This window comes from Pseudomonas sp. 3296 (genome assembly GCF_031456615.1).
GTDB lineage: Bacteria > Pseudomonadota > Gammaproteobacteria > Pseudomonadales > Pseudomonadaceae > Aquipseudomonas > Aquipseudomonas mucoides.
Genome location: NZ_JAVDUY010000010.1, coordinates 130,040 through 147,516, shown reverse-complemented (window position 1 = coordinate 147,516; position 17,477 = coordinate 130,040). Strand labels below are relative to the sequence as shown.

Below are 17,477 nucleotides of genomic sequence, written 5' to 3'. Positions count from 1 at the left end.
GGTAGGAACCTTGGGACATGTTCCCTATAATGCGCGGTTCTTTGAATCACGTGATGACTCTGTCCATGGCCAAGAAGCTTTACATCGAAACCCACGGTTGTCAGATGAACGAGTACGACAGCTCGCGCATGGTCGACTTGCTGGGCGAACACCAGGCCCTGGAAGTCACCGCCCGCGCTGAAGACGCCGACGTGATCCTGCTCAACACCTGCTCCATTCGCGAGCGCGCCCAGGACCGGGTGTATTCCCAGCTAGGCCGCTGGCGTGAACTGAAACTCGCCAACCCGGACATGGTGATCGCCGTCGGCGGTTGCGTGGCCAGTCAGGAAGGCGCAGCCATTCGTGATCGCGCGCCGTATGTCGACGTGGTCTTCGGCCCGCAAACCTTGCACCGCCTGCCGGAAATGATCGACGCCGCTCGCGCCACCAAGCTGCCGCAAGTTGACGTCTCGTTCCCGGAAATCGAAAAGTTCGACCATTTGCCCGAGCCACGCATCGATGGCCCAAGCGCTTATGTGTCGGTGATGGAAGGCTGCAGCAAGTACTGCACCTTCTGTGTGGTGCCGTACACCCGTGGCGAAGAAGTCAGCCGGCCGTTCGACGATGTGATTGCCGAAATCATCCACCTGGCTGAAAACGGCGTGCGTGAAGTGACGCTGCTGGGTCAGAACGTCAACGGTTATCGCGGCACCACGCATGAGGGTCGCCTCGCCGATCTGGCCGAGCTGATTCGTGTCGTGGCCGCCGTCGATGGCATCGACCGGATTCGCTACACCACGTCGCACCCGCTGGAGTTCTCCGACAGCCTGATCCAGGCCCACGCCGATGTGCCGGAACTGGTCAAACACCTGCATTTGCCGGTGCAGTCAGGTTCGGACCGAATTCTCTCGGCGATGAAGCGCAACCACACCGCGCTGGAATACAAATCCAAACTGCGCAAGCTGCGGGCCGCAGTGCCGGGCATTTGCATCAGTTCGGACTTCATCGTCGGCTTCCCGGGCGAGACCGAAAAAGACTTCGAACAGACCATGAAGCTGATCGAAGACGTCGGTTTCGACTTCTCCTACTCGTTCGTCTACAGCCAGCGCCCGGGCACCCCGGCGGCCGACCTGATCGACGAGACGCCGGAAGCGTTGAAGAAAGAGCGTCTGAACGCCCTGCAACATCGCCTGAACCAGCAAGGTTTCGAAATCAGCCGACAAATGGTCGGTTCGATCCAGCGAATCCTCGTCACCGATTACTCGAAAAAAGACCCCGGCGAACTGCAAGGCCGGACCGAGAACAACCGTATCGTCAACTTCCGCTGCGATACTCCAACCCTGATTGGCCAATTCGCCGATGTGCACATCGATGCCGCACAACCGCACTCGCTGCGGGGCTCGCTGATCCAGTAACACACTTTCCCTGTGCAGGAGCCGAGCTTGCTCGCGATGGCGCCAGGTCAGACGACAATTATGTTGAATGCCAGGTCGCCATCGCGAGCAAGCTCGGCTCCTACAGGGACGGTGTTTGAGGCTGGGATATTTAAGAGCTTTCGCACCCAGCCCACTGGCGTTATCCTTGATTTCATCTTAATTGCCCCAGGGCGGCTAAATACGACCTTGAACGCACCCATAGAACCGCATCGTTTCATCCTCGAGCCCTTTGAGGCTCGCCGCTTCGCCAATCTGTGCGGGCAATTCGACGAGCATTTACGCTTGATCGAACAGCGCCTGACGATCGAGATCCGCAACCGCGGAAACCAGTTCGAATTGATCGGCGAACCTAAACACACCACCTCAGCGGAAAACCTCCTGCGCCGTCTGTACCGGGAAACCAAGGGTACCGAGCTGTCGCCGGACATGGTTCACCTGTTCCTGCAGGAATCGGCCGTCGAGGAACTGGACAACGTCTCCCCCTCCGAACCTTCCGTCGCATTGCGCACCAAGAAAGGCATGATTCGCCCTCGAGGCTTGAATCAGCTGCGCTACGTGAAAGAAATTCTCGGTAATGACATCAACTTCGGCATCGGCCCTGCTGGTACCGGCAAGACATATCTGGCCGTGGCCTGCGCCGTAGACGCGCTGGAACGCGAGCAGATTCGTCGCATCCTGCTGGTTCGACCGGCGGTTGAAGCTGGCGAGAAGCTTGGCTTCCTGCCCGGCGATTTGTCGCAGAAGATCGACCCCTACCTGCGCCCGCTCTATGACGCGCTCTACGAAATGCTCGGCTTCGAACACGTCGCCAAGCTGATCGAGCGTCAGGTCATCGAAGTCGCACCGCTGGCTTACATGCGTGGTCGCACGCTGAACAACAGTTTCATTATTCTCGACGAGAGCCAGAACACCACCGTCGAGCAAATGAAGATGTTCCTGACCCGTATCGGCTTTGGCTCCACCGCGGTCATCACCGGTGACATTACCCAGGTCGACCTGCCGAAAGGCACCAAGTCCGGGCTGCACCATGTGATCGAGGTGCTCAAGGACGTGCCGGGCATCAGCTTCACCCACTTCATGCCCAAGGACGTTGTGCGCCATCCACTGGTGCAGCGCATTGTCGAAGCCTACGAGCGCTTCGAAAATCGCGTGACCGAAGAAGCACCCAAGGACAACCGCCGCGATGCTTGAGCTTGATCTGCAACTGGCTACAAAAGCGTCCGCCCCCAGCGAAGCCGAGTTCCGCCAATGGTGCGAACTCGCCCTGCGCCAGCGCACTGCCGACTCCGAAATGACCATCCGCCTGGTCGACGAAGCAGAAGGCCGCGAGCTGAATCACACCTGGCGGCAAAAGGATTACGCCACTAACGTTCTGTCGTTCCCCGCCGACGTGCCCGACGAGTTCCTTGATATCCCGCTGCTGGGCGATCTGGTGATCTGCGTGGCCGTGGTCGAGCGTGAAGCCGCCGAACAAGGCAAGAAATTGAAGGCCCACTGGGCTCATCTGGTCATTCACGGCTGCTTGCATCTGTTGGGTTACGACCATATAGATGACGACGAAGCCGAAGAAATGGAAGCACTGGAACGAACGTTGCTTGCAGAGTTGGGTTATCCCGACCCATATGCGGACGACGAAACCGAAACATCCCCTATCGTTACAACAAAGGATTCAGAGTAATCGCTATGAGCGAAGATCGATCGAGCAACGGGCAGAAGTCTTGGCTGGGTAAGCTCACCCAGGCTTTTGCCCACGAGCCGAAAAACCGTCAGGAGCTGCTGGAGCTCCTGCGCGATGCACATCAGAACAAACTGTTGGACAGCGAAGCGCTGGCCATCGTCGAAGGCGCCATCCAGGTTGCAGACCTGCAAGTACGGGACATCATGGTCCCGCGCTCGCAAATGGTCAGCATCAAGGCGACCCAGACCCCTCGCGAGTTCCTGCCCGCCGTGGTTGACTCTGCCCACTCCCGCTACCCGGTGATCGGCGAAAGCCACGATGACGTGATGGGCGTATTGCTGGCCAAGGACTTGCTGCCGCTGATCCTCAAGGAGAACGGCGACAGCTTCAACATCAAGGACCTGCTGCGCCCGGCGACGTTCGTGCCCGAGTCCAAGCGCCTGAATGTGCTGCTGCGCGAATTTCGCGCCAACCACAACCACATGGCTATCGTCATTGACGAATACGGCGGCGTGGCTGGCCTGGTGACCATCGAAGACGTGCTGGAACAAATCGTCGGCGACATCGAAGACGAGCACGACGTAGAGGAAGACAGCTACATCAAGCCGTTGCCCAGCGGTGATTTCCTGATCAAGGCCCTGACACCGATCGAAAACTTCAATGAGTTTTTCGACAGCGAATTCTCCGACGATGAGTTCGATACCGTCGGCGGCCTGGTGATGAGCGCGTTCGGGCACTTGCCCAAACGCAACGAAATCACTGAAATCGGCCCTTATCGCTTCCGCATCCTGAACGCCGACAGCCGTCGGATTCATCTGCTGCGCCTGACTCCAATTGCTCGTTAAGGACTGACATGCACCGTCTCACCCGTCCCGGCTGGCCCGGTAATCTGCTGGCCGTGGTGGCCGGTGCACTCACCACCCTGGCGCTGGCGCCGTTCGATATCTGGCCGCTGGCATTGCTGGCGGTCGGCTTCTTTTACGCCGGTTTGCGCGAACTGAGCCCACGTCAGGCCTTGGGCCGTGGCTGGTGTTTCGGTTTTGGACTGTTCGGCGCCGGCACGAGCTGGATCTACTACAGCATTCACAACTTCGGTGGCGCCTCGGTGTTGCTGGCGGGCTTGCTGATGCTGGCGTTCACCGCAGCGATTGCCTGGTTCTTTGCCCTGCCGGCCTGGATTTGGGCGCGCTGGCTACGTCGCAACGAAGCGCCGCTGGCAGATGCCTTGGCGTTTGCAGCGTTGTGGGTCGGCCAGGAAGCATTTCGCGGCTGGTTCCTCACCGGTTTCCCGTGGCTCTATTCCGGCTACAGTCAGCTCAACGGTCCATTGGCCGGGCTCGCGCCGTTAGGCGGCATGTGGTTGATCTCCTTCACTCTCGCCCTGACAGCCGCACTGATCTGCAACGCGTTGCGACTGGTGCGCACCGGGCGTAAAGGGTTTGTTGCAGCGGGCGCGTTGTTGCTGGTCGGCCCGTGGGTGGCCGGCCTGGCCCTGAAAGAACATGCCTGGACCAGCCCGGCGGGCCCAGCGCTCAGCGTCGCGGCGATTCAAGGCAACATCGAACAAAGCATGAAGTGGGACCCGGCGCAGCTCAACGCGCAATTGGAGCTGTACCGCGACATGAGCTTCAGCTCCAAACGCGTCGACCTGCTGATCTGGCCCGAAACCGCCGTACCGGTGCTCAAGTCGTCCGCCGAGGGCTACCTGACCATGATGGGCAACTTCGCCGCCGAGCGTAATTCGGCGTTGATTACCGGCGTGCCGATCCGTCAGGAAGTGCGTCACGAGAAACGCTTCTTCAACGGCATTACAGTCGTCGGCGAAGGCGATGGCACTTACCTCAAGCAAAAACTGGTGCCGTTCGGCGAATACGTGCCGTTGCAGGATGTACTGCGCGGACTGATCGCGTTCTTCGACCTGCCGATGTCCGATTTCGCCCGTGGACCGGCCGACCAGCCGATGTTGCAGGCCAAGGGGTATCAGGTTGCGCCGTTCATCTGCTACGAAGTGGTCTACCCGGAATTCGCCGCCAGCCTTGCGGCGCGCAGTGATTTGCTGCTGACCATCAGTAACGACACCTGGTTCGGCACCTCCATCGGCCCGCTGCAACATTTGCAGATGGCGCAGATGCGCGCACTGGAAGCGGGCCGCTGGATGATCCGCGCCACCAACAATGGCGTATCCGGGCTGATTAACCCGTTTGGCCAGATTACCGCGCAGATCCCGCAATTCGAACGCGGCATCCTCTACGGCGAAGTAGTGCCGATGCACAACCTGACGCCGTACCTGCAATGGCGCTCGTGGCCGTTGATCATCGTTTGCGTGTTGTTGTTTGGTTGGGCGTTGATTGCTAGCCGGATGGCAAAAACCGTCTGACCCCATCTGATCGTTCTCACGCCCGGCGTGGGAACGATCATCAGCGATAGAAAAGCGAATACCCGATCTGTCCCACCGCCTCGTTCATCAATTGTCCGGATTGCCAGATCGACTTGAATTCCGGCATCCAGCCGCCCAGCGGTCGGGCATTGTCGACGCCTAAAAAGCCCACCGGCGCAGGCACAACGTCAAACCCTGCCTTCTGGAAACTCCAGACAGACCGCGGCATGTGCCAGGCATGGGTCACGACCACTACCCGCTTGATACCCTGAGGCAACAACACCTCGGCACTGAACTTCGCGTTCTCCCACGTCGTGAGGCTACGCCCTTCCTGCCAGCGTACCGTCACGCCAAAATCATCGAGCAGCGAGTCCGCCATCAACTTCGCTTCGGTGGGTGGCGTACCGTAATGCAGACCACCGCTGGTCAGCACAGGCAAACCGGAAGCTTTGGCCAGACGCGCCGCATACCGCTCACGCTCCAACCCTATGCCAGTCGGCTGGTCGGTGCCCCAGGCAATGTCGCCGCGCTCACGCCCGGAACCCAACACCACGATGGCGTCCGCGCGCTGGCCAAGGGCCGCCCATTCGTCGCGTGACAGCGGCGGATCACGCTCAAGCGCTTTGGCACTCCACTGCACCACCACCGGCAAGCTCATCAGCCAAAAACCACCGACACCCAGAACAAAGCACGCACCCGCAAGCCTTGGCCTTGAGCGGCGCAACCACCACGCAAGGACCAAAAGCAGCAAAAGAATACCGGGAGGTAACAGCAGTTGTTTTATAAAATATCGAAAAGGCATCGAGCATCTCCAGAGATGCCCGAAGCCTAAGTGGGTTGACGCAATGCGACAACAGATATGGAAGGACTATGCTTCAAAAGAGTTAAAAAGAAGCCGGGCCATGACCTCAAGTGCCCTTACTTGAATTGCAGAGACCGGACCTTTACCGTGTCCCTGCCGGGTACTTTGTCCTTGAGCCAGATGATTTTGGCCGAACGTGGTGCATCGAGTTGCTTCACTGCTGCTGACAAGCATCCGTGTGTTTCACGTTCACTGCGATCCAGATAGGCTTTGACCAATTCAAACTCTGCGGGGCTAAGGCCGCGCAGTTCCAACTCAAGGGGACGCTCATCGCGCAGCCGGCCAGCGGTTTTTGCAGCGTCCAGGGCCATTCCCAGGCGATCGATCAGTCTTTCGTACAGCTCCGGTTTTGTGGCTTTTTGCTGTGACTCAACCATCCCTCACCTCATTGAAGATAAGACTCGCTCCCCATTTAGAGCTTAGCTTCCATGAACAAACCGGCTGAACACTGCGACCAACGGCCCTCGCAGCCGTTTTTGCAAGACGCGCGAGCGTAATCAGGGTTTCCCTCGGTAGAGTGCGGTCATGTATGCTACGGCGCTTCCTGTAACTCCACTTCCAGCTCGTCTGGGCACCGAAACGCCGATTTGGCGTGCTCACCGTCCAGCGTCGCATTGAAGAGGATTAGGCCACCCCTATTCAGTTCAAAAGTAGCCATGCACGAACAATATCAGCCCCGTGAAATCGAAGCCGCCGCCCAGTCGTTCTGGGACGAGCAAAAGTCCTTTGAAGTCAGTGAACAGCCAGGCAAGGAGACGTTCTACTGCCTGTCGATGTTCCCTTACCCCAGCGGCAAGCTACACATGGGGCACGTGCGCAACTACACCATCGGCGACGTGATCTCCCGCTACCAGCGCATGCAAGGCAAGAACGTTCTGCAACCCATGGGTTGGGACGCCTTCGGCATGCCGGCGGAAAACGCCGCGATGAAAAACAACGTAGCGCCCGCCAAGTGGACCTACGAAAACATCGCCTACATGAAAACCCAGCTGCGCAGCCTGGGCCTGGCGGTGGACTGGTCTCGCGAAGTGACCACCTGCAAGCCGGATTACTACCGCTGGGAACAATGGCTGTTCACTCGCCTGTTCGAAAAAGGTGTGATCTACAAAAAAAGCGGCACCGTGAACTGGGACCCGGTCGACCAGACTGTCCTGGCCAACGAACAGGTGATCGACGGTCGCGGCTGGCGCTCCGGCGCGCTGATCGAAAAACGCGAAATCCCGATGTACTACTTCAAGATCACCGCGTACGCGGATGAGCTGCTGGAAAGCCTCGACGAACTGACTGGCTGGCCTGAACAGGTCAAGACCATGCAGCGCAACTGGATCGGCAAGTCCCGCGGCATGGAAGTGCAGTTCCCGTACAACGTCGATTCCATCGGCGAAGCCGGCGCGCTGAAGGTATTCACCACCCGTCCGGACACTTTAATGGGAGCGACTTACGTCGCCGTGGCCGCTGAACACCCCTTGGCCACCCTGGCCGCGCAGAACAATCCTGAGCTGCAAGCGTTCATCGCTGAATGCAAGGGCGGCAGCGTCGCAGAAGCCGACGTCGCCACCCAGGAGAAGAAAGGCCTGCCGACCTCGCTGTTCGTCGAGCACCCGCTGACCGGCGAGAAACTGCCGGTGTGGGTCGCCAACTATGTGCTGATGCATTACGGCGATGGCGCGGTCATGGCTGTCCCGGCGCACGATGAACGTGATTTCGAGTTCGCCACCAAGTACAACCTGCCGATCAAGTCCGTGGTGCGCACCAGCTCGGGTGACACCAACCCGGCTCCGTGGCAGGACGCGTATGGCGAGCACGGCACGCTGATCAATTCCGGCGAGTTCGACGGCCTCGATTTCGCCGGCGCGTTTGACGCCATTGAAGTCGCGCTGATCAAGAAAAACCTTGGTGCCTCGCGCACCCAGTTCCGTCTGCGCGACTGGGGTATCAGCCGCCAGCGCTATTGGGGTTGCCCGATCCCGATCATCCACTGCACTAGCTGCGGTGACGTGCCGGTGCCGGAAGACCAGTTGCCGGTTGTGCTGCCGGAAGACGTCGTGCCCGACGGCGCCGGTTCGCCACTGGCTCGCATGCCCGAGTTCTACGAGTGCAGCTGCCCTAAATGTGGCCAGCCTGCCAAGCGTGAAACCGACACCATGGACACCTTCGTCGAGTCCTCGTGGTACTACGCCCGCTACGCCTCGCCCCACTATGAAGGCGGCCTGGTGGAAAAATCCGCGGCCGACCATTGGTTGCCGGTGGATCAGTACATCGGCGGTATCGAGCACGCCATTCTTCACCTGCTGTACGCGCGTTTCTTCCACAAGCTGATGCGTGACGAAGGACTGGTGAGCTCCAACGAGCCGTTCAAGAACCTGCTGACCCAAGGCATGGTGATCGCCGAGACGTACTATCGCCGTGAAGCCAATGGCGCCTACACCTGGTTCAATCCGGCGGACGTGGAACTCGAGCGTGACAGCAAGGCCAAGGTCATCAGCGCCAAGCTGATCGCGGACGGCCTGCCGGTGGAAATCGGCGGCACCGAGAAGATGGCCAAGTCGAAGAACAACGGCGTTGACCCACAGTCGATGATTGACCAGTTCGGCGCCGACACCTGCCGCCTGTTCATGATGTTCGCCTCGCCACCCGACATGAGCGCGGAATGGTCCGACTCCGGCGTGGAAGGTTCGCACCGCTTCCTCAAGCGCGTCTGGCGCCTGGCTCAAGCCCACGTCACTCTGGGCCTGCCGGGCAAACTGGACGTCGCCGGCCTGAACGACGAACAGAAAGTCATTCGCCGCTCGATCCACCAGGCCATCAAGCAAGCCAGCCACGACGTTGGCCAGAACCACAAATTCAACACGGCCATCGCCCAGGTGATGACGCTGATGAACGTGCTGGAAAAAGCCCCGCAAGGCACCGAACAGGATCGCGCACTGGTTCAGGAAGGTCTGGAAACCGTGACGCTGCTACTGGCGCCAATCACCCCGCACATCAGCCACGAGCTGTGGAATCGGCTGGGTCACGCTGACCCGGTGATCGACGCCGCCTGGCCGGTACTGGACGAGAACGCATTGGTGCAGGACAGCCTGACGCTGGTCATCCAGGTCAACGGCAAGCTGCGCGGCCAGATCGAAATGCCGGCCAGCGCAACGCGCGAAGAAGTCGAAGCCGCGGCCCGTATCAACGAGAACGTGCTGCGCTTTGTCGACGGCCTGACTATTCGCAAAGTGATCGTCGTGCCCGGGAAACTGGTCAACATCGTCGCCAGCTAATTGGATCAGGTGCCGGGCCATGCCCGGCGCCGAGTAAAACCTTTCGGGCCGCAAGATCGGCCCACATGGTTTCAAGGGGAGCAACAAAATGATCAAACGCAATCTGCTGGTGATGGGCCTTGCGGTCCTGTTGAGCGCCTGCGGTTTCCAGCTGCGCGGCACCGGCACCACTGAACTGGCGATCAAGGAGCTCGACCTGAGCGCCCGTAACGCCTATGGCGAGACCGTGAAGCAAATGCGTCAGGTGCTGGAAGGCAGTGGCGTCAAGGTCTACACCGGCGCACCTTACAAGCTGGTGCTGACCAATGAGCAGGAAAGCCAGCGCATCATCAGCTACGCAGGCGGCGGCCATACTGGTGAGTACCAGATCACCACTGTTCTGAACTACGACATTCGTGGCGCACATGATCTGCAGCTGATAAGCGACAAGCTCGAAGTGCAAAAGATCTTCATGCATGACGGCAACAACCTGGCAGGGTCCGACCAGGACGCCGACACTGCCCGTGCAGAAACCCGTCGCGAGCTGATTCAGCGCATGATGCTGCGTCTGCAACAGATTACCCCGACCCAATTGGATCAGCTGCAGCAGACCGCCGAAGCCAAGGCCAAGGCTGAAGCCCAGGCGCTGGAAGCTGCACAGAAGGCTGAAGCGAATACTCCGCGCCAGTCGCCTGTCCAGATCCCGCAACAGTAAGACTTTCGGGGCGCTCCGGCGCCCCGATGGCCCTTTCTTATGAAACTCGCCCCCGCCCAACTCGGTAAACACCTGCAAGGTGCCCTCGCGCCGGTCTACATCATCAGCGGCGATGACCCGTTGCTGTGTCAGGAAGCGGCCGACGCCATTCGTGCCGCCGCCCGCCAGCAAGGTTTCGATGAACGTCAGGTTTTCGCCGCCGACGCCAGCTTCGACTGGGGCACGTTGTTGCAGGCGGGTGCGAGCATGTCGTTGTTCGCCGAAAAGCGCCTGCTGGAACTGCGCCTGCCCTCCGGCAAACCCGGCGACAAGGGCGCTGCCGCCTTCATCGAATACTGTTCGCGCCCGGCCGAAGACACGATATTGCTGATCAGCTTGCCCAAGCTCGATGGCAGTGCGCAGAAGACCAAGTGGGGCAAGGCGCTGGTCGAGGGTCAGCACACGCAGTTCGTGCAAATCTGGCCGGTGGATGCCAACCAGCTGCCAAGCTGGATTCGCCAGCGCCTGTCTCAAGCCGGGTTGTCGGCCAGCCAGGACGCAGTCGAACTGATTGCCGCGCGCGTCGAGGGCAACCTGCTCGCCGCCGCGCAGGAAATCGAAAAGCTCAAATTGATGGCCGAAGGTGGGCAGATCACCGTCGAAACCGTACAGGCCGCTGTGGCCGACAGTGCACGTTACGATGTATTCGGCCTGACCGACGCGATCCTGAATGGCGAGGCGGCCCACGCGCTGCGCATGCTTGAAGGGCTGCGCGGTGAAGGTGTCGAACCTCCGGTCATTCTCTGGGCGCTGGCCCGGGAACTGCGTCTGCTGGCCAACCTGTCATTGCAATACAGCCAGGGCGTGCCACTGGACAAAGCCTTCAGCTCAGCCCGCCCACCGGTTTGGGACAAGCGAAAACCCCTGATGAGCAAAGCCCTGCAACGCTACTCGGCGCAACGCTGGGCGCAGTTGTTGCTGGAAGCGCAGCGCATTGACGCGCAGATCAAGGGTCAGGCGGCGGGCTCTCCGTGGATGAGCCTCAGTCGATTGTCGTTGTTGATGGCCGGTCAACGCCTGACATTGCCCGCCGAATAAACACACCCTTGTAGCAGCTGGCGAAAGGTCCTACAACCTGTGGGGACTAGACAGAACCCCAACTTCAGCCGATGATTTGCCCTGCAAAAACCACTCACTCGCGAGAATCATCATGAGCAAAAAGCCATCAACCCATGGCCCGAACAAGGCCAAATCCATTATCGCCCAGCCACTGTTCCGCAGCCGTCAAGAGCGAGCCGGCAAGGGCAAAGGCAGCTACCGCCGCGAAGCCTTCCAGTCTAATAGCTGGGAGGCTTCTTACTTTCTGGCTGCGTAAAGCAGAACACCCCTTCTACATGTTAAGGTCTGTACCTGATTCGTATCCTCTGGACCTGTGCATGCCCCTTAGTCTTTCCCGTCGTTGGCCCGTTCGCCAACTGATCGCTGCCTCCAGCCTCATTTTGCTTGTCGCCTGCGCGGAAAAACCAACCGCCGCCGACGCCCAGCCACTACAGACCCTTCCCGTCGCGACAGCCCCTGCGGTCATTCCGCCCGTGGTGCCGGCCGGGGAAAACCTCGACATCCAGCCCACCCAGACGTTCGCCGAATGGCAAGCAGGTTTCCGCAAAGACGCACTGACCGCCGGTATCCGCGCCGATCTGTTCGACCGCGCCTTTGCCGATGTCAGCTTCGACCCAAGTGTAATCCGGGCCGACCGCAGTCAACCGGAGTTTTCCCGCCCGGTGTGGGAATACCTCGACGGTGCCTTGTCGCCGTTGCGGGTACGTAAGGGCCAGGCGCTGCTCAGCGAAAACGCGGCCATCCTGCAAAGCATCGAACAGCGTTATGGCGTCGACCGCCAGGCGCTGGTGTCGGTGTGGGGCATGGAGAGTAACTTCGGTCAGTTCCAGGGCAGCAAGTCAGTCATCAACTCGCTGGCGACCCTGGCGTACGAAGGCCGACGCCCCGGCTTTGCCCACGATCAACTGATCGCCGCTCTGCAAATCCTGCAACAGGGCGACATCACCCCCGAGAAAATGCTCGGTTCCTGGGCTGGCGCCATGGGCCAGACCCAATTCATCCCGACGACTTACAACACCCACGCTGTCGACTTCGATGGTGACGGTCGCCGTGACATCTGGAACAGCTCCGCCGACGCCCTGGCCTCGACCGCGCACTACCTGCAAAGCTCCGGGTGGCAGAGAGGCCAGCCGTGGGGCTTTGAAGTGCAACTGCCGGGCAGTTTCAACTACGTGCTGGCCGATGGCACAATTCGCAAAAGTGTCGCCGAGTGGTTGCAACTGGGAGTTTCGCTGCCTGCTGGCGCTCGGGTTCCGCCAGGCTCGGAACACCTCTCTGCGGCCCTGCTGCTGCCGGCTGGCTATCGTGGCCCGGCATTCCTGGTGCTCGACAACTTCCGCGCGATCCTCAAGTACAACAACTCGTCGTCCTATGCGTTGGCGGTGAGTTTGTTGTCCGAACGCTTCAGTGGTGGAGGGCTGATCAGCGGCACCTGGCCGAAAGATGATTTGCCGTTGAGCCGTACCGAGCGCATGGAATTGCAAAGCCTGTTGAGTGCCCAGAACTACGACGCGGGCACCCCGGATGGCATTATCGGCGCCAATACGCGCAAAGCGATCCGCAGTGCACAGCAGTCGTTTGGCTGGCCGGCGGACGGGTATCCGACGCACAAGTTGCTGGAAGGTCTGCGTAATCGCTAAAAGCATCGCGGGCAAGCCACGCTCCCACAGGTTTTGTGTCGTTCACAGAACCAATCCAGGAGTGAGCCTGCTCGCGATGGCTGACATTCAGGCGAGGAAAACTCTAGCGCATGACCACCACATCCTGCTCCAACACCAACTCCTTCTTCCCCGCATCCAATCGAACCAAAGCCCCCATCGGCAACGTCAGGTTCGGATCACAATGCCCACTGCGCCACCCGGCCAGCACCGGAATCCGCAACGGCCCGAAGGTCTGCTTGAGCAACCGTTCCAGCGCGACCGCATCAACCCCCGCCACATCCCCTACCAAAACCCCGCGCAGCTTGCCCAGCGCACCCGCCAGACGCAGATGGGTCAGCAGCCGGTCTATGCGATACAGCGGCTCGTTGACGTCCTCGATCAACAGGATCACGCCCTCGGCTTCCAATTCGTAGGGTGTGCCCATGGTTGCGGCAATCATCGACAGGTTACCGCCGAGCAAACGCCCGTGAGCGATGCCTGGCTCGATCGTGGTCAACGGCCAGGCCACCGGGTGCGAAATCACGCTACCGGCCTTTACCTGGCCTCTGAGCATGTTGAAAAATGATGACTCGGTAGGTTTCTGCTTGTCACCCAGCAAATCGGCATTGAGCAGCGGACCATGAAAGGTCACGAAACCGGCATAACGGCTGATCGCCAAATGCAGCGCCGTGATGTCGCTGTAGCCGATGAACGGTTTGGCGTTGTTTTGCAGCAGCTCGAAATCAAGGCGGTCGAGCAAGCGTGGTGTGCCATAACCACCGCGCAGGCAGATGATGGCATCCACCTCGGGATCCGCGAACGCCGCGTGCAGATCATTGAGCCGCACCTCGTCACTGCCGGCCAAATAACCCTCGTTCTCGTACACCCCGGGAAACACCCGCAGCGCATAGCCGCGAGCGCGCATCCAGGCGATGGCCTTGTCAGTGTCCAGCCCGGCAGGGCCGGCGGGTGCAATCACGCCGATCAACCCTTGCGAAGGCAAGGCTGGAACAGGTGTATGCGGATACAGCGTGTGGGTCGGTCGAACGGTCATCCATGAATCTCCCTGCGCGAAAATCTTCAGCACACAGTAGTCAGGAACGGGGACAAACAGAAGAGGCTCAGTCGCCCGCCGGTTGCAGGACAAAACACTGGCTGGCGCAGGCCAGGCAAAAAAACGCCCGCAAAGCCTGAAAAGCCATGCGGGCGCCTTTTATGTCATCGCCACATTACAAGGACGATATCAACTCGGCTTTAACCAGCTTCGCTTGCTCGTCGGCGTGGTACGAGGAACGTACCAGCGGGCCGGAAGCAACGTTCTTGAAGCCCATCTTGTAACCTTCCTCGGCGAACCAGGCGAAGGTGTCCGGGTGCACGAAACGCTGCACCGGCAAGTGGCTGCGGGACGGTTGCAGGTACTGACCCAGGGTCAGCATGTCGATGTCGTGTTCGCGCATACGCTTCATGACTTCGATCACTTCTTCGTCGGTTTCGCCCAGACCCAGCATCAAACCGGACTTGGTTGGAATGTGCGGCATCATCTGCTTGAAGCGTTGCAACAGGGTCAGCGACCACTGGTAATCCGAACCCGGACGCGCAGCCTTGTACAGGCGCGGCACGGTTTCCAGGTTGTGGTTGAACACATCTGGCGGCTCGGCGGCGGTAATTTCCAGCGCCACGTCCATACGGCCACGGTAATCCGGGACCAGGGTTTCGAGCTGCACGTTAGGCGACAGCTTGCGGATCTCGCGGATGCAGTCGGCAAAGTGCTGGGCACCGCCGTCACGCAGGTCATCGCGGTCAACCGAAGTGATCACCACGTACTTGAGTTTCAGGTCGGCGATGGCGATGGCCAGGCTTTCCGGCTCGTTGACGTCCAGTGGTTTCGGACGGCCGTGGCCGACGTCGCAGAACGGGCAGCGACGGGTGCAGATGTCGCCCATGATCATGAACGTCGCGGTGCCGCCGGAGAAGCACTCGCCCAGGTTCGGGCAGGACGCTTCTTCGCACACGCTGTGCAGCTTGTGTTTGCGCAGCAGGGCCTTGATGCGGTCGACTTCCGGGGAAACCGGGATGCGCACGCGAATCCAGTCGGGTTTCTTCGGCAGTTCGGTGGTCGGAATGATCTTCACCGGGATACGTGCAACCTTCTCGGCGCCGCGCAGCTTGACGCCGGCTTCAACCTTGGCACGCGGGGCCGGACGCTCGGTGACATCGAGCGTCGGGATCATGGTTTGCACTGCATCAGTAGTCATATCAGTCGATTCCGCCCGTTAGGGTCGTCTGCTCAGCATAGTCGAGGTGTTTGACGAGCTGCGCGCGCAGCCGGGCACTTACCTCGGCAAATTCAATCGGCCCTGCGTGATCGCTCAGCTGGGTCATCGCCAGCCCGGCGTAGCCGCAGGGATTAATTCGTCGAAACGGTTCCAGGTTCATGTCCACGTTCAGGGCAAGGCCATGAAAGGAACAACCGTGGCGGATCCGCAGCCCCAGGGACGCGATTTTCGCCCCGTCGACATAGACACCCGGTGCGTCCGGCTTGGCGGCGGCAGTAACGCCGTAACTCGCCAGCAGTTCGATCAGACACAGTTCCATGCGGGTGACCAGGTCACGCACACCAAACCCGAGTTTGCGTACGTCCAGCAGCAGATAAGCCACCAGTTGGCCGGGCCCGTGATAAGTCACCTGCCCGCCCCGGTCGACCTGCACCACCGGAATATCTCCGGGCAACAACAAGTGCTCGGCCTTGCCGGCTTGCCCCTGGGTGAACACCGGCGGGTGCTCGACCAGCCAGATTTCGTCGGCAGCCTCGGTGCCGCGTTCGTTGGTGAAGCGTTGCATGGCATGCCAGACCGGCTCGTAAGCCATCTGGCCGAGCTCACGAAAGCCCAGCGTGCCAGACATCACAACACCATGTGCACGAAGCCGGTAGCCCGCAGTTCGCTGTTGATGTCGTACAGCTGTTCTTGGCCGGTGGCAACGATGTGCAACTGAATGGTGGTGTATTTGCCGTTGCTGCTTTGGCGTTCGTCTACACGCTCATCATTGATTGTTGCGTGTTTCCTGACGATGTCGATGATCTTGTCCTTATTCCCCACGCCGGTGTCGCTGATCACCTTAACCGGGTAATCATTGGCAGGGAATTCGATCTTTGGCGCCTTTACTTCGGTATCGGTCATGGCGTAACGGCCTCGTAAGCGTAAGCCGTGGCGACGGGCATGACCCCGCGCCGGATCAGCGCGGAGTCATGCAGGTGCACACTGTATTCAGTTGAAGATGCTGTAGAAGAATAGACGGATGCTATCCCACATGCGGCGGAAGATACCACCTTCCTCGACAGCGTCCAGAGCGATCAGGTCGGCGCTGTGCACCACTTTGTCGTCCAGTTTCACTTCCACTTTACCGATCACGTCGCCCTTCGCGATTGGCGCAACCAGTTGCGGGTTCATGGTCATGCTGGCGGCGAGCTTTTTCAGCTGGCCTTTTGGCAGGGTCATGGTCAGGTCTTCAGCCAGGCCGGCCTTGACTTGATTGGTCGCGCCTTTCCAGACAGGGGCCTGAGCCAGCTCGGCGCCTTTCTGATAGAAGGTCTGGGTTTCGAAGAAGCGGAAACCATAAGTCAGCAGTTTCTGGGTTTCGGCGGCACGAGCCACTTCGCTGTTGGTGCCAAATACCACGGCGATCAGGCGCATGCCATCACGAACGGCCGAAGACACCATGCAGTAGCCAGCTTCGTCGGTGTGACCGGTTTTCAGACCGTCGACCGTCTTGTCGCGCCACAGCAGCAGGTTGCGGTTAGGCTGCTTGATGCCGTTCCAGAAGAACTCTTTTTGCGAGTAGATCGCGTAGTGAGCAGGGTCTTCGTGGATGATCGCGCGAGCCAGCACGGCCATGTCATGAGCCGACGAGTAGTGCTCAGGGTTTGGCAGACCGGTCGGGTTCATGAAGTGGGTGTTGGTCATGCCCAGGTCGGCCACGGTTTTGTTCATCACGTCGGCGAAAGCGTCTTCGCTGCCGGCGATGTGCTCGGAGAGCGCAACACTGGCGTCGTTACCCGACTGGATGATGATGCCGTGCAGCAGGTCGCTGACAGTGACCTGCGAGCCCACCTTGATGAACATCCGCGAACCGCCGGTACGCCAGGCGTTTTCGCTGACGGTCACCGGGTCGTTTTCGCCGATCTGGCCACGACGGATTTCCAGGGTCGCGATGTACGCGGTCATCAGCTTGGTCAGGCTGGCCGGCGGCAGACGCTGATCACCATTGTTCTCGACCAGCACGTTGCCGCTGCTGGCATCCATGAGCACATAGGCCTTGGCGGCCAGTTGCGGGGGTGAAGGCATCACCTCGACCGCAAACGCGGCGGGCGAGAGGAGCAGCGGGACTAACAGGAACAGGCGTTTGGCAAAGGTGGTGATGTTCATCCGTCTCTCGAAATCGCTAATGGAAA

At 59.9% G+C, this 17,477-nt stretch carries 17 protein-coding genes; 10 read left to right on the top strand and 7 right to left on the bottom strand.

All coding sequences use genetic code 11. The features are described from left to right. Positions 1-65: 65 nt before the first annotated feature. The 5 genes from miaB to lnt all read left to right on the top strand — a co-directional run bounded on the left by miaB (position 66) and on the right by lnt (position 5,470). Positions 66-1,394, top strand: a complete 1,329-nt coding sequence (miaB, locus tag J2X66_RS26390; RefSeq protein WP_310270504.1) for a tRNA (N6-isopentenyl adenosine(37)-C2)-methylthiotransferase MiaB — start codon at positions 66-68, stop codon at positions 1,392-1,394. 207 nt (positions 1,395-1,601) lie between these two features. Next, the gene (locus J2X66_RS26385) at positions 1,602-2,606 is read left to right on the top strand and encodes a PhoH family protein (RefSeq protein ID WP_027924281.1); all 1,005 of its coding nucleotides are present in this window, start codon (positions 1,602-1,604) and stop codon (positions 2,604-2,606) included. After that, complete coding sequence (gene ybeY, locus J2X66_RS26380) at positions 2,599-3,093, top strand: rRNA maturation RNase YbeY (RefSeq protein WP_310270500.1); 495 nt, start codon at positions 2,599-2,601, stop codon at positions 3,091-3,093. Before J2X66_RS26385 ends, ybeY begins: the two co-directional genes overlap by 8 nt. Before the next feature lie 5 nt (positions 3,094-3,098). Then, a complete protein-coding gene (locus tag J2X66_RS26375; RefSeq protein WP_027924283.1) occupies positions 3,099-3,938 on the top strand; it encodes an HlyC/CorC family transporter in 840 nt (279 codons plus the stop codon). Between the two features lie 8 nt (positions 3,939-3,946). Beyond that, on the top strand, positions 3,947-5,470 hold the full coding sequence (lnt, locus tag J2X66_RS26370; protein ID WP_310270496.1) for an apolipoprotein N-acyltransferase: 1,524 nt from the start codon (positions 3,947-3,949) through the stop codon (positions 5,468-5,470). 40 nt (positions 5,471-5,510) lie between these two features. Here the strand turns inward: lnt and J2X66_RS26365 are convergent, their stop codons facing one another. Further along, the gene (locus J2X66_RS26365) at positions 5,511-6,272 is read right to left on the bottom strand and encodes a YdcF family protein (RefSeq protein WP_310270494.1); all 762 of its coding nucleotides are present in this window, start codon (positions 6,270-6,272) and stop codon (positions 5,511-5,513) included. A gap of 116 nt (positions 6,273-6,388) precedes the next feature. Continuing rightward, positions 6,389-6,709: a hypothetical protein gene (locus J2X66_RS26360; RefSeq protein ID WP_310270491.1), complete on the bottom strand. Its 321-nt coding sequence runs from the start codon at positions 6,707-6,709 to the stop codon at positions 6,389-6,391. 279 nt (positions 6,710-6,988) lie between these two features. On the opposite strand from J2X66_RS26360, the gene leuS reads away from it, so the two are divergent. The 5 genes from leuS (at position 6,989) to J2X66_RS26335 (ending at position 13,027) form a co-directional block, all read left to right on the top strand. Next, complete coding sequence (leuS, locus tag J2X66_RS26355) at positions 6,989-9,595, top strand: leucine--tRNA ligase (protein ID WP_310270488.1); 2,607 nt, start codon at positions 6,989-6,991, stop codon at positions 9,593-9,595. Positions 9,596-9,683: 88 nt separating this feature from the next. Further along, a complete protein-coding gene (gene lptE / locus J2X66_RS26350) occupies positions 9,684-10,289 on the top strand; it encodes an LPS assembly lipoprotein LptE (RefSeq protein WP_027924288.1) in 606 nt (201 codons plus the stop codon). Positions 10,290-10,328: 39 nt separating this feature from the next. Then, positions 10,329-11,366, top strand: a complete 1,038-nt coding sequence (holA, locus tag J2X66_RS26345) for a DNA polymerase III subunit delta (RefSeq protein WP_310270484.1) — start codon at positions 10,329-10,331, stop codon at positions 11,364-11,366. Positions 11,367-11,478: 112 nt separating this feature from the next. After that, positions 11,479-11,643, top strand: a complete 165-nt coding sequence (gene arfA, locus J2X66_RS26340; RefSeq protein ID WP_007946659.1) for an alternative ribosome rescue factor ArfA — start codon at positions 11,479-11,481, stop codon at positions 11,641-11,643. A 61-nt stretch (positions 11,644-11,704) separates the two neighbouring features. After that, entirely contained in the window at positions 11,705-13,027 is a 1,323-nt protein-coding gene (locus J2X66_RS26335; RefSeq protein WP_310270482.1) for a lytic murein transglycosylase, read from the top strand. A 103-nt stretch (positions 13,028-13,130) separates the two neighbouring features. On the opposite strand, the gene J2X66_RS26330 is transcribed toward J2X66_RS26335, so the two are convergent. The 5 genes from J2X66_RS26330 to J2X66_RS26310 all read right to left on the bottom strand — a co-directional run bounded on the left by J2X66_RS26330 (position 13,131) and on the right by J2X66_RS26310 (position 17,451). After that, a complete protein-coding gene (locus J2X66_RS26330) occupies positions 13,131-14,081 on the bottom strand; it encodes an LD-carboxypeptidase (RefSeq protein WP_310270480.1) in 951 nt (316 codons plus the stop codon). Between the two features lie 175 nt (positions 14,082-14,256). After that, positions 14,257-15,282 carry a lipoyl synthase gene (gene lipA, locus J2X66_RS26325; protein WP_008035102.1) on the bottom strand — a complete coding sequence of 342 codons (1,026 nt, stop codon included), beginning with the start codon at positions 15,280-15,282 and terminating at the stop codon, positions 14,257-14,259. Position 15,283: 1 nt separating this feature from the next. Beyond that, a complete protein-coding gene (lipB, locus tag J2X66_RS26320) occupies positions 15,284-15,931 on the bottom strand; it encodes a lipoyl(octanoyl) transferase LipB (RefSeq protein WP_027924293.1) in 648 nt (215 codons plus the stop codon). Further along, complete coding sequence (locus tag J2X66_RS26315) at positions 15,931-16,206, bottom strand: DUF493 domain-containing protein (protein ID WP_310270477.1); 276 nt, start codon at positions 16,204-16,206, stop codon at positions 15,931-15,933. The genes lipB and J2X66_RS26315 overlap by 1 nt, the downstream gene beginning before the upstream one ends. Before the next feature lie 87 nt (positions 16,207-16,293). Beyond that, complete coding sequence (locus tag J2X66_RS26310; protein ID WP_027924295.1) at positions 16,294-17,451, bottom strand: D-alanyl-D-alanine carboxypeptidase family protein; 1,158 nt, start codon at positions 17,449-17,451, stop codon at positions 16,294-16,296. Positions 17,452-17,477 lie beyond the last annotated feature (26 nt).